Here is a 12,097-nt window from a genome sequence, read left to right on the forward strand (position 1 = left end):
ATGGCAACTATGAAATTTATGTGTGACACCCAGCGCTGCATCGAGTGCAACGGCTGTGTCACCGCCTGTAAGAACGAGAACGACAGTGCCCTGGAGTGGGGTGTCACCCGCCGCCGCGTGGTGACCATCAACGACGGTGAGCGCAACGAAGCCTCCCTGTCCGTGGCCTGCATGCACTGTGCCGACGCCCCCTGCATGGCGGTCTGTCCGGTGAACGTATTCACCAAGACCGACGATGGCATCGTGCTGCACGACAAAGAGCGTTGCATCGGCTGTGGTTACTGCCTGTACGCCTGCCCCTTCGGCGCCCCCCAGTTCCCCAAGAAGGCGGTATTCGGCTCCAAGGGCAAGATGGACAAGTGCACCTTCTGTGCCGGCGGTCCCGAGACCGAAGCGGGCAGTGCCAAGGAGCGTGAGCTCTACGGCGCCAACCGTCTGGCGGAAGGCAAACTGCCCATGTGTGCCGAGCTGTGCTCCACCAAGGCACTGCTGGCCGGCGATGCCCAGATGGTGTCTGACATCTACCGCGAGCGCGTTGCCCAGCGTGGCATGAAACGCGGCGTCTGGAACAAGTAACCTCGAAGCGGGGAGGTCACTCCCCGCTCCTTTGGAGCATTCATATGAAGCATATGTTCAAGACGCTGCTGGTGATGGTTGCCCTGCTGCTGCCCGGCCTGGCCCTGGCAGAGGCGGCGGAATCCACCGCTCAGGCTGCCAGCCAGTCGGAAGTGGTGTGGCAGGCCATGAAGGAAGGTGCCACCGGCTACACCACCTCCCAGAGTGAGTTCCACGGCCAGCCGATCAACAGCTATGACCCGCGCATCCTGCCCCTGCGCAGTGACATCCTGGCCCCGGGCCTGATGCTGGCACTGTTTGGCATGATCGGCGTGTTCATCCTGTTCATCATGGTCAACGGCATCTCCAAGCTGCACCACGGTTATTCCGGCAAGATGGTGTTTCGCTGGTCCAAGCGTGATGTGGCGATCCACTGGCTGGGTGCGATTCCCTGCCTGCTGCTGATCCTCACCGGGCTGATGCTGCTGGCAGGCCGCTTCTTCGTGGAGCCGGTACTGGGCCAGGGCGCCTTCGCCTCCATGATGGCGCTGGTCAAGCCGGTGCATGACGTGATGGCCTTCCCCTTTATGGCGGGCTGGCTGCTGATGACCCTGCTGTGGGCCAAGAACCAGATCCCCGCCAAGTACGACCTGGACTGGTTCCTGGTGGTGGGCGGCTACATCAACTTCGGTCCCTTCAAGGGCAAGCACCCGGATGCTGGCTTCGCCAACGCCGGTGAGAAGCTGTGGTTCTGGACCTTCGCCGCCTTCGGTCTGGTGATCTCCCTGTCCGGCATCGTGCTGCTGTTCCCCCAATATGTGGAGCCCAGCCGCACCCTGAGCCTGCTGGCGATCATCGCCCACGGCGCCTCCGCCATCATCCTCTGCGCCTTCTCCATCGTCCACATCTTCATGGCGACGGTGATGTCCGAGGGGGGTATGGAGTGCATGGTGTCCGGTTACTGTGATGAGAACTGGGCCAAGCAGCACCACAATGTTTGGTACGACGAGATCAAGGCTGACGGCACCCTGCAATACAAGTCCTGAGGCCGCAATAACCTCTACCCCAAAAAACCCGGCACTGCGCCGGGTTTTTTTAGGTTCTGAGCGGGCCACTAATAACGCAAGGGTGGCTGAGTGACTCTGGCCGTCGGCTGACACACCGCCGGAGGCCAGGTGGCACCGCCGGTCTCGGCGAATCTCGGCCACTCCCTGGGCTCACTGGCCGGTGCCAGCACAGATTCCTCCATCTCTCCCTGCCAGGCCCAGAGCAGCAGCGCCGCAAAGGTGAGGCCGGCGATGCCGGGCAGCAAGACGCTCTCCCTGGGGGCCTGGCCACCCTCGATTTGGGCCGACAGGGGCGCCTTCAGCCAGCGGTACCCCTGACTCTGCCGGGTTTCCAGATACCTGGGTGCCCGGAAGTCGTCACCAAACCCCTTGCGGATCTCAGTCACCGCCCGGCGAACGGCACACTCGGTAACCACCCGCCCGCCCCAGGCCAGCTTCATCAGGGCGGAGTAACTGAGCAGTTCCCCCGGATGGGCCAGAAACACCTCCAATACCTGAGCCGCCTTGGGACTGAGCTGCTGCCAGCGACCACTGGGGCCACGGAGCCTTCTGCCAGAGCTAAGATACAGAAATTCCCCAATAATCCATTGCATCTGTGCCATCCATGGCCTCCGCGAAACGTCAGTGATCCTCCCATAAGCCTAGCTAATGGTGACCTTGAACCGGATGAAAACTCTGTAGGACCTGGCTTACATCAGCGTAATACTCTGCCCCTAGTGGAAAGCGTACAAATTTCGATCCCCGAGTGTGGCCACCATCACAGCTTGGGGAGCAAAGTGAAGTGGAATAGATCACAGTTCTGCACTTTTAGCCTATTAGGTGTACAAAGTTTCAGTCTTTGCTCACAGACGGGGATTTGGCCCTCTTCTACACTGTGGCCTCATCCAAACGCAGTCCGGGAAGCACACATGTCTCTTGCAGAACGCGCCCTAAACAACGCCGCCATCCGTGAGACGGCCAAGATCACCACACCCAGCTGGATGCTCAACAGCCTGGAGCGGGTGATGGAGTACTACACTGAGCGCCACCTCTGCCTGGACACCCAGGCGTGTGACACCATGCCTGGGCCACAGCCCGGCAAAAAGTACATGCTCTATGCCCATGTACCCTTCTGTCACACTCTGTGCAGTTTCTGCACCTTCCACCGTTTCCTGTTCAAAGAGGACAAAGCCCGCGCCTACTTCAAGTCTCTGCGCAAAGAGATGGAGATGGCCAAGGCCCTAGGGTACGACTTCGAGGAACTCTACATTGGTGGCGGCACCACTACGGTGCTGGTGGATGAGCTGGCGAAAACCATTGAGCACGCCCGCACCCTGTTCCCCTCCATCAAACAGGTCTCCTGCGAATCCGACCCTCTGCACCTGACCTCCATGGAGTTCACCCAGCTGCATGGCCTGGTGGACAGGCTCTCCGTCGGCGTCCAGAGTTTTGACCGGGATATCCTGGCCCGCACCGACCGTCTGGAGAAGTTTGGCGAACCCGAGGTGATCTACGAGAAGCTGGCCCGGGCGAAGGAGAACTTCCCCATTCTCAGCGTCGACATGATCTTTGGCTTTGCCGGCCAGACTCAGGAGGTCCTGCAAAAGGATATGGACACCCTGGTGCGCCTGGGGCCCACCCAGATCACCACCTACCCGCTGATGGTGACCCACCAGACCCGCAAGAGCGCCAAGGGCAATCTGGCCAACCCGACTCAGGATATTGCCCGGGATTACGAACTGATCCTCAACTCCCTGAACGGTCACTACGATCAGATGACCGCCTGGTCCTTCGGCAAGCGCGCCGACCAGAGCTTCGATGAATACGTGGTCAACTACGACGATTATCTGGGTGTGGGCTCCGGCAGCTTCAGCTTCCTCCACGACACCCTGTACGTAAACAGCTTCTCCCTGCGCAAGTACCAGGAGAAGATCGAAGCAGGCCGCATGGGTGTGGAGTCCTCCAAGTACTACAACCCCAAGGCGGTGATGCAGTACCGCTTCCTGCTCAACCTGTTTGGCGGACGCCTGTCCAAGTCCTACTTCAAGGACAATTTTGGCAAGAGCCTGTGGGGCGGCCTGACCAAGGAGATGGCCTTTATGAAGATGACCGGCGGCCTGATTGAGGATCCCCAGGATCCCGATAAGCTGCAGGCCACCCCCAACGGTCTGATGATGGGCGTACTGATGATGAAGAATTTCTACGCCGGCATGGACAATGTCCGGGCCGAGCTGCGCCGCCCCCTGAGCGCCAGGGATATGTAACGGCACAGCAATAGAAAGGGGCGGATTTCCGCCCCTTTTTTTATATCTTTACCACGATTGTCGGCACCAATTCGGTGCAGTGGTCAACGGGCATTGGTATAGTAATCTCACTGACACAAACCCGAAGCCACACCGTCATGGCCCAAATATCCATCATTGCCAACCTCAACTGCGACCAGATCCTTCGCCTGAGTCGCCCCCTAAGTACCGGCGCCCGCATCCATTATGAAGACCTGGGCCGACGCATCGGCGGCGGTGCCGCCAACACCGGCACCGCCCTGGCCTGGGCCGGACACAGGGTCACTCTGCTCAGCCAGGTGGGGGAAGATGCGCTGGGTGAGTGGCTACTGGATCAGGCCAAAGGACTGGGGCTGGTGTGTGACCAGGTCCACCGCCACCCGGGCCCCACCCAACCCCTGCAACTGCTGATGGAGCCCAACGGAGAGCGCACCATACTGCGTCCCAACCGGCCCAGACTGTTGCTGCCTCCACAGCTGAGCGGCCCGATGGACGCCCTCTATGTCAATCTCACCGCGGAAGGCCTGCCGCAACTGATGCAACAGGCCCTGGCTCAGGGTCTGGTGTTCGCCCAGTTGCCCAAGGATCTCAGCCGTCGTCCCAGCCATTATCTGATCACCTCGGTGGACGACCTCGCCCCCCATCAGGTCAGCGATCCCTGGATCTTTGGCCGGGAGATCGCCGGCCCCTCTCTGGAGGCTTTTATTGTCACCCAGGGCGAACACGGCGCCATCGCCTATACTCAGGATGGTTGTTTCTCAGTGGCGGCCTATCCCACCCAGGTGGTGGACACCACAGGAGCTGGTGACAGCTATGCAGCAGGCTTGATGGACGGCCTGCTGCGCGGCCAGGAGCTGACCAAGGCGATGGAGCAGGGTGCCCGATGGGCCAGCTTTGCCCTGCAGAGCGCCAGCTCAATTCCCTCTGAGAAATTAAGGAGTTACCTAAAACGCTCTCAAGGATGAGCCTATGGCACACCAACCCAGACAAGTGTTGTTCCAGGGCCACCGCAGGTTGCTGCTGGCGCTGCTCTTCATCGGCTTGGCACAAGGAGCGGTGCAGCTTCTGACCTCCGCCGGTCACGACCCGATCTGGATTGCCCCCTTGGGCATAGGGCTGCTCTGGGCCCTGCAGCCGCATCTGCCCCAGCGTCCGCTGGCAAAACTGTTCCCCCTCTATACCCTGGCAGCAGGCGCTCTGGTCACCCTGCACCTGTGGCTGACCCTCTCCAGCGGCAGCCTGTCCCCCCCGCTGCTGATGGCCACCGTGCTGCTGCTGCTGTTGGCGGCCAGCGTGACTCTGTACCCGAGCCGGCTCGCCTTCTGGACACTGCATCTGCCCCTGCCGCTTGCCCTGGTGCCGGCCCTGGGACAACTGAACACCACCAACCTGGCCCAGGGAATGATCCTTCTGGGCGCCGGGCTGCTGCTCAGCTTCGCCATACTGACGGTCCTGAACCGCGGCTTCGAAGAGAATCGCAAACAGCAGCACCGCTGCGCTCAGCTTCAGCACCAGTTGGATCGCAACAGCAGGGTGGATCAGTTGACCGGCATCGCCAATCGAAGCCTGCTGGAGCAGAGGCTCAAAGAGCTGGTGGCGGAAAATCGACGCACCCACAACCCCCTTACCCTGGTGATGCTGGACATCGACTTCTTCACCGCCTTCAACCGTCATTACGGCGACGAGGCCGGTGACGAGACCCTGGTCTCCCTGGCCAAGCTGATGCTCCATTGCAGCCGGCGCCAGACCGACGTCATTGCCCGCTACCGCGGCGGCGAGTTTGCCATCCTGCTGCCCGCCACCGACAAAACCGGCGGCAAGCGTCTGCTGCAGCAGGTCCGCAAAGAGCTGATCGAGGCCGACCTGCCCCATGACCACTCCCCCATCAGTTCCAGGCTGACCCTGAGTGCCGGCGTGGCCCAGTGGAAACCGGGCCAGGACGACCGCTCCCTGCTGCAGGAAGCCAGGGCCGCCCTGAAGCAGGCCAAGACCCAGGGGCGCAACCGTTACGTACTGGCCTGACAAAAAAGGCCCGCTTTAGCGGGCCTCGGTCTCTCCAGGGAGCAGACGGGACTACATGTTGGGGTAGTTGGGTCCTGAGCCCCCTTCCGGCACCACCCAGGTGATGTTCTGGCTGGGGTCCTTGATGTCACAGGTCTTACAGTGGATGCAGTTCTGGCCGTTGATGACGAAGCGCTTCTGCCCCTCCTCCTCCACCACTTCATACACACCGGCGGGGCAGTAACGCTGGGCCGGCTCATCGAACTGGCTGAGATTCACCTGAATCGGGATCTCTGCGTCGGTCAGCTTGAGGTGACAGGGCTGATCCTCCTCGTGGAAGGTGTTGGACAGATACACCGAACTCAGGCGGTCGAAACTGAGCTTGCCATCCGGCTTGGGGTAGTCGATCGCCTTGGCCTGATCCGCCCGCTCCATCCCCTGGTGATCCACCTTGGTGTCATGCAGAGTCAGCGGCAGTTTACCGCCGAACCAGTTCTGATCCAGATAGTTGAACGCACCGCCCATCAGGGAGCCGTACTTGTGCAGGGCCGGACCGAAGTTACGGGACGCATGCAGCTCCTCATAGAGCCAGGAGGCCTGGAACTTGTCAGCATAGGCGGCGAGATCGGCACCGCCAGCGTCCCCTGCTGCCAGAGCCTCGGCCACGGTTTCCGCCGCCAACATGCCGGATTTCATGGCAGTGTGGGTCCCCTTGATCTTGGAAAAGTTCAGGGTGCCGGCATCGCAGCCCAGCAGCAGGCCACCGGGGAAGTGTTGTTTGGGCAGGGCATTGAGCCCCCCCTTGGTGATGGCCCGGGCGCCGTAACTGGTGCGCTCTCCCCCCTGCAGATACTGGGCGATCACCGGGTGGGTCTTGTAGCGCTGGAACTCTTCGAAGGGCGACAGGTTGGGGTTGGTGTAGTTGAGATCGATGATCAATCCAACCCAAACTTCGTTGTTGTCCGCATGATAGAGGTAACCGCCGCCGCTGCCCTCCCCATCCAGAGGCCAGCCGGCTGTGTGCACCACCTTACCCGGCTGGTGCTGCTCGGCAGGAACCCGCCAGATCTCCTTGAAGCCGATGCCATAGTGCTGGGGATCCACCCCGGCATCCAGTTGGTAGCGGTCGATGACCTGCTTGCCCAGGTGACCTCGGCAGCCTTCACTGAGCAGGGTGTATTTGGCGCGCAGCTCCATGCCCGGCATGTAGCTGTCCTTGGGCTCACCGTCGGCACCGACGCCCATGTCTCCGGTGAGTATCCCCTTGACGACACCCCCTTCCTCCAGCAGTTCGGCGGCGGCAAACCCCGGGTAGATCTCCACCCCAAGGGCTTCCGCCTGCTCCGCCAGCCAGCGGCACAGGTTGCCCACACTGATGATGTAGTTGCCATGGTTGTGCATGGTCTTGGGGACCAGAGAGTCCGGCAACTGCCGGGCAGAGTCCGCTTTGAGCAGGTAGATGTCGTCCCCGGTGACTTCTGTGGTTACTGGCGCCCCCTGATCGCGCCAGCCGGGCAGCAGCTCCTCAAGGGCCCTGGGTTCAAACACCGCACCGGAGAGGATGTGGGCACCCACTTCGGCCCCCTTCTCCACCACGCATACGGCCAGGTCGGCATTGAGCTGCTTAAGGCGGATCGCGCTGGCCAGCCCGGAGGGTCCGGCGCCAACAACGACCACGTCAAATTCCATTGATTCGCGTTCCATCCTGTTAGTCCTTTGTCGTTATCTATCTCCCTAACCCGCCTAGCTTACTGCAAAAGACGGCAAATTAAACGATTGTTTGACTGAAAAACCGCCAACAGCAAATCCTACCAGTTGACGAAAAAGGGAACGAAAAGGGGAAAATCAATTCGAATTGAACACCGAAATGTGATCCGGCCACATTGTTGAATAAGGGAAGCTTGGATTACACTTACAAAAAATTGTGACCGAGCCTGGACGACCTAAGTGACCATATGGTTCCCAGGCCGTGGCAAATCTGCCACCAGGGTAGCTGCGAGAAATCGAGCTACCTCCCGTGTTTGGAAAGGTGACACATGACACAGCTACACGACCGCTTTGGGCGGGAATTTCACTATCTACGTCTGTCCATTACCGACGCTTGTAACTTCAAGTGTCAGTACTGCCTGCCTGACGGCTACCGTCCCGACGGAAAACCCCGCTTCCTGACCCTGGATGAGATCCGCCGGGTCGTCACCGCCTTTGCCCAGGTGGGTACCCGCAAGATCCGCATCACAGGCGGCGAACCCACTATGCGTAAGGACTTCAGCGAGGTCATCGAGGTGGCGGCCAACACCCCAGGGGTCGATACCGTGGCCACCACCACCAACGGCTACCGACTGGCCGCCAATGCCCAGCGCTGGTTCGATCTCGGCCTCAGCCAGATCAACGTATCACTGGACAGCATGGACGAAGGCCTGTTCCGCCAGATCACCGGCGACGGCCGCCAGCAGCTGGTGCTCGATGGCATCGAAGCCGCCCTCGAAGCGGGCTATCGCCGGGTGAAGATCAACGTGGTGCTGCTCAAGGACCTCAACGCCCAGCAATTGCCCCAGTTCCTCGAATATATCCGTCACCGCCGGGTGGACATCCGCTTCATCGAGCTGATGGAAACCGGACTGGGTCAGGAGTATTTCCAGAAACACCACATCTCCGGCCAGGTGATCAAGCAGCAACTGCTGTCCCAGGGCTGGAGCGAAGATCCCCGGGGCCCGGACGATGGCCCTGCCCTCAACTTCAGCCACCCGGATTACGCCGGTCGCATCGGCCTGATCATGCCCTACGCCAAGGATTTCTGTGCCACCTGCAACCGACTGCGGGTCTCCTCCATCGGTAAACTGCACCTGTGTCTGTTCACCGAGTGCGGCATCGAACTGAGGGATCTCCTGGGCCACGACGATCACCAGCCCGAACTCATTGCCCGTCTCCATGAGCAACTCAGGCTCAAGGGGGCAACCCATCAACTGCATCAAGGCCTGACCGGGGTAACCCAGCACCTGGCCTCCATTGGCGGTTGACCCGAACACACCAAGGATTGATGCTCAAGGGCCAAGACCCTGATAATTAAGCGAGAGACACCATTATGGGACACCTTTCACAAGCCAATTTCGTACCCCTGAATATCGCGGTTCTGACCCTGTCCGACACCCGCAGCTTCGACACTGACAAGTCCGGGCAATTCCTGGAGGACTCCCTGCTGGCCGCAGGCCACAAGCTGGCAGACCGCCGCATCATCAAGGATGACAAGTACCACATTCGTGCCGTCCTCTCCGAGTGGATCGCTTCCGACAACGTCCAGGTGATCATCACCACCGGTGGCACCGGCTTCACCGAGCGTGACTCCACCCCGGAAGCGGTCTCTCCCCTGTTTGACAAGCAGATCGAAGGCTTCGGCGAACTGTTCCGCCACATCACCTTCACCGAACTGGGCACCAGCACAGTGCAATCCCGCGCCATCGGTGGCATGGCCAACCGAACCGCCATCTTCTGCCTGCCCGGCTCCACCGGCGCCTGCCGCACCGGCTGGAACAAGATCCTGGTTGAGCAGCTGGACAGCACCCACAAGCCCTGCAACTTCGTCACCCACCTGAAACCCGTTGAGGCTGAGTGATGAGCGAGTTTACCCACATCAATCCCAAGGGCGAAGCCCACATGGTGGACGTGACCGAGAAGAGCGTCACCGAACGCGAAGCCCGGGCGGAAGCCGTGGTGCGCATGGCGCCGGAGACCCTGGCGATGATCGTCGAGGGCCGTCACCACAAGGGTGACGTGTTCGCCACAGCCCGGGTGGCCGGCATCATGGCCGCCAAGCAGACCTCCAACCTGATTCCCCTGTGTCACCCTCTGATGCTGACCAAGGTGGAGCTGGACATCCTGCCGGAGCCGGAAAACGATCTGGTGCGCATCCGCAGTCTGTGCAAACTGGCCGGCCAGACCGGCGTCGAGATGGAAGCCCTGACCGCGGCCTCCGTGGCGGCCCTGACCATCTACGACATGTGCAAAGCGGTACAGAAAGATATGATCATCGACGGGGTCAAGCTGCTTGAGAAGCGCGGCGGCAAGTCCGGTCACTTTAAGATTGATGAGGAATAAGATGATTAAGGTTCTGTTTTTCGCGCAGGTTCGCGAAGTGATTGGCGTCGACGAGATTGAGCTGGAGTATCAGCACGCCATGACCACCAACAGTCTGCGTACCTTCCTGGCGGCCCAGGGCGACAAGTGGCAGCAGGCTCTGGGATCCGACAACCTGCTGGTGGCGGTCAATCAGACCCTGAGCCAGTGGCAGGTAGAGCTCGAAGATGGCGATGAAGTGGCCTTCTTCCCACCGGTAACCGGAGGCTAGTGATGAATCGGGTACAGACCGAAGATTTCAACGTAGGCGAAGAGTACGCCAAACTGGCGGACAACCCGGCCTGCGGCGCCGTGGTCACCTTCGTCGGTAAGGTGCGCGACTTTGGTGACAACCAGGGCGTCACCCGCATGGTGCTGGAACACTACCCGGGTATGACGGAAGCGGTGCTGACCCAGATTGAACAGGAGGCCCGCGAGCGCTGGCCCCTGGATCAGGTGACCATCATCCACAGAGTCGGCCCCCTGGAACTCACCGACCAGATCGTCTTTATCGGCGTCTCCAGTGCCCACCGCAAGGCGGCGTTTGCCGCCAGCGAGTACCTGATCGACTTCCTGAAAACCCGGGCCCCCTTCTGGAAGAAGGAGGTCACCGAAGCCAAAGCCCATTGGGTGGACGCCAAGGACTCCGATCAGCAGGCCGCTGAGATGTGGCGCGAGGAGCAGTAACGATGACGCGAATCTTGGCGGTTGCCCTGATGATGGTTGCGACCTTTCAGGTTGCAGCCGATGAGCTCAAGGTGGCGGTGGCCGCCAACTTCGCCCATACACTGGCCCAGGTAACGGAACGCTTCGAGGCGGAAACCGGCCACAGGATCCGCATCTCCTCCGGCGCCACCGGCGCCCTCTATACCCAGATCCAACACGGCGCCCCCTTCGACCTGTTTCTGGCCGCCGACAGCCACCGCCCTCTGCTGCTGGAGAAGGAGCAGAAGATCCTGCCCGGCAGCCGGGTCACCTACGCCATCGGTCAGCTGGCCTACTGGCAACGTCAGGGCGAGCCCAGCGAGCAGAGTCTGACTCAGTGGCACAGGAAACTGGCCATCGCCAACCCCAGGCTGGCGCCCTATGGCGCCGCGGCGCAACAAGTGCTCAGCCGCCTGGACCTGGTGAAGCAGTTCAAGGGCAAACTGGTGACTGGCAGCAACATATTGCAGGCCTATCAGTACGTGGACAGCGGCAATGTCCAGGCTGGCTTGGTGGCCCTGTCGCAACTGCGCAGTGCCGGTGTGGATGCCAGCCGTTACTGGGTGGTGCCCGAGCACTACTATGCGCCCCTGGAGCAGCAGGCCGTGGTGCTCAAGCGCACCAAAAATCCGCAGCTGGCTCAACAGTTGCTGGATTACCTCAATCAACAGCAACAACTGCTGACCGAGGCCGGCTATCAGGTGAGCGCCCATGTTGCCAAGCGCTGATCTCGAGGCCCTGTGGGTCACCTTTAAACTGGCGGCGATCACCACCCTCTGCCTGATCCTGGTGTGCCCGCCCCTGGCCTGGTGGCTGGCCCACAGCCGTTCCCGGCTGCGCCCCATGGTGGAGGCGGTGGTGGCCCTGCCTTTGGTGCTGCCCCCGACTGTGCTGGGCTTCTACCTGTTGCTGGCCTTCTCCCCCCAATACGCCATGGGCTCCATGTTCGAGGGGTTGTTTGGCCACTCCCTGGCGTTCTCCTTCGCCGGTTTGGTGATCGGCTCGATGATCTACTCCCTGCCCTTCGTGGTTCAGCCACTTCAATCGGGATTCGTCACCATGGGAACCGGCGAGCTGGAAGCCGCCGCCACCCTGGGAATGGGACGCTGGAAACGGTTTCATTACGTGGTCTTTCCCATGACCAAGCGCAGCTTCCTGCTGGCCGCCATGCTGGGTTTTGCCCACACCCTGGGCGAATTCGGGGTGGTGCTGATGATTGGCGGCAACATTCCTGGGGAGACCCAGGTGATCTCCATCGCCCTGTTTGAACACGTAGAGGCGCTGGCCTACGACCAGGCCCATATGCTGGCAGGCGGCCTGCTGGCCCTGTCCATGGCCCTGCTGGTGTTTATCTATGGCTTCCTGCAACAGAATGAACGCCGTTGGGGGTACTGGTAA

General features: G+C 60.9%; 14 protein-coding genes and 1 riboswitch. Of the genes, 12 read left to right on the plus strand and 2 right to left on the minus strand.

Features of this window, described 5'->3' with window-relative positions; all coding sequences use genetic code 11:
- Both fdh3B and QUE41_RS20365 read left to right on the plus strand, forming a co-directional pair.
- Positions 1–576: a formate dehydrogenase FDH3 subunit beta gene (fdh3B, locus tag QUE41_RS20360; RefSeq protein ID WP_286340779.1), complete on the plus strand. Its 576-nt coding sequence runs from the start codon at positions 1–3 to the stop codon at positions 574–576.
- Between the two features lie 44 nt (positions 577–620).
- On the plus strand, positions 621–1,601 hold the full coding sequence (locus QUE41_RS20365; protein WP_286340780.1) for a formate dehydrogenase subunit gamma: 981 nt from the start codon (positions 621–623) through the stop codon (positions 1,599–1,601).
- A 68-nt stretch (positions 1,602–1,669) separates the two neighbouring features.
- On the opposite strand, the gene QUE41_RS20370 is transcribed toward QUE41_RS20365, so the two are convergent.
- Positions 1,670–2,215 (minus strand): winged helix-turn-helix domain-containing protein, encoded by a 546-nt coding sequence (locus QUE41_RS20370; protein WP_286340781.1) that lies wholly within the window; start codon positions 2,213–2,215, stop codon positions 1,670–1,672.
- Positions 2,216–2,530: 315 nt separating this feature from the next.
- On the opposite strand from QUE41_RS20370, the gene QUE41_RS20375 reads away from it, so the two are divergent.
- From QUE41_RS20375 to QUE41_RS20385, 3 genes are all read left to right on the plus strand, one after another.
- Positions 2,531–3,865 (plus strand): coproporphyrinogen III oxidase family protein, encoded by a 1,335-nt coding sequence (locus tag QUE41_RS20375; protein ID WP_286340782.1) that lies wholly within the window; start codon positions 2,531–2,533, stop codon positions 3,863–3,865.
- A 137-nt stretch (positions 3,866–4,002) separates the two neighbouring features.
- Entirely contained in the window at positions 4,003–4,848 is an 846-nt protein-coding gene (locus QUE41_RS20380) for a PfkB family carbohydrate kinase (RefSeq protein ID WP_286340783.1), read from the plus strand.
- Positions 4,849–4,852: 4 nt separating this feature from the next.
- Positions 4,853–5,905, plus strand: a complete 1,053-nt coding sequence (locus QUE41_RS20385; RefSeq protein WP_286340784.1) for a GGDEF domain-containing protein — start codon at positions 4,853–4,855, stop codon at positions 5,903–5,905.
- A gap of 51 nt (positions 5,906–5,956) precedes the next feature.
- Here QUE41_RS20385 and QUE41_RS20390 read toward each other — a convergent pair whose 3' ends face one another.
- Positions 5,957–7,588 (minus strand): electron transfer flavoprotein-ubiquinone oxidoreductase, encoded by a 1,632-nt coding sequence (locus QUE41_RS20390; protein ID WP_286340785.1) that lies wholly within the window; start codon positions 7,586–7,588, stop codon positions 5,957–5,959.
- A gap of 210 nt (positions 7,589–7,798) precedes the next feature.
- Positions 7,799–7,932: riboswitch (molybdenum cofactor riboswitch) on the plus strand.
- Here QUE41_RS20390 and moaA point away from each other — a divergent pair.
- The 7 genes from moaA to modB all read left to right on the plus strand — a co-directional run bounded on the left by moaA (position 7,921) and on the right by modB (position 12,097).
- The gene (moaA, locus tag QUE41_RS20395; RefSeq protein WP_286340786.1) at positions 7,921–8,901 is read left to right on the plus strand and encodes a GTP 3',8-cyclase MoaA; all 981 of its coding nucleotides are present in this window, start codon (positions 7,921–7,923) and stop codon (positions 8,899–8,901) included. (Overlaps the previous riboswitch by 12 nt.)
- 65 nt (positions 8,902–8,966) lie before the next feature.
- Positions 8,967–9,494, plus strand: coding sequence for a molybdenum cofactor biosynthesis protein B (gene moaB, locus QUE41_RS20400; RefSeq protein ID WP_028107927.1), 528 nt, complete (start codon positions 8,967–8,969; stop codon positions 9,492–9,494).
- Complete coding sequence (moaC, locus tag QUE41_RS20405) at positions 9,491–9,976, plus strand: cyclic pyranopterin monophosphate synthase MoaC (RefSeq protein WP_286340787.1); 486 nt, start codon at positions 9,491–9,493, stop codon at positions 9,974–9,976. Before moaB ends, moaC begins: the two co-directional genes overlap by 4 nt.
- Before the next feature lies 1 nt (position 9,977).
- Positions 9,978–10,226 carry a molybdopterin synthase sulfur carrier subunit gene (moaD, locus tag QUE41_RS20410; RefSeq protein WP_286340788.1) on the plus strand — a complete coding sequence of 83 codons (249 nt, stop codon included), beginning with the start codon at positions 9,978–9,980 and terminating at the stop codon, positions 10,224–10,226.
- A 2-nt stretch (positions 10,227–10,228) separates the two neighbouring features.
- A complete protein-coding gene (gene moaE / locus QUE41_RS20415; protein ID WP_286340789.1) occupies positions 10,229–10,681 on the plus strand; it encodes a molybdopterin synthase catalytic subunit MoaE in 453 nt (150 codons plus the stop codon).
- Between the two features lie 2 nt (positions 10,682–10,683).
- The gene (gene modA, locus QUE41_RS20420) at positions 10,684–11,427 is read left to right on the plus strand and encodes a molybdate ABC transporter substrate-binding protein (protein ID WP_286340790.1); all 744 of its coding nucleotides are present in this window, start codon (positions 10,684–10,686) and stop codon (positions 11,425–11,427) included.
- Positions 11,411–12,097, plus strand: coding sequence for a molybdate ABC transporter permease subunit (modB, locus tag QUE41_RS20425; protein ID WP_286340791.1), 687 nt, complete (start codon positions 11,411–11,413; stop codon positions 12,095–12,097). Before modA ends, modB begins: the two co-directional genes overlap by 17 nt.

Source organism: Ferrimonas sp. YFM (genome assembly GCF_030296015.1).
Classification (GTDB): Bacteria; Pseudomonadota; Gammaproteobacteria; order Enterobacterales; family Shewanellaceae; genus Ferrimonas.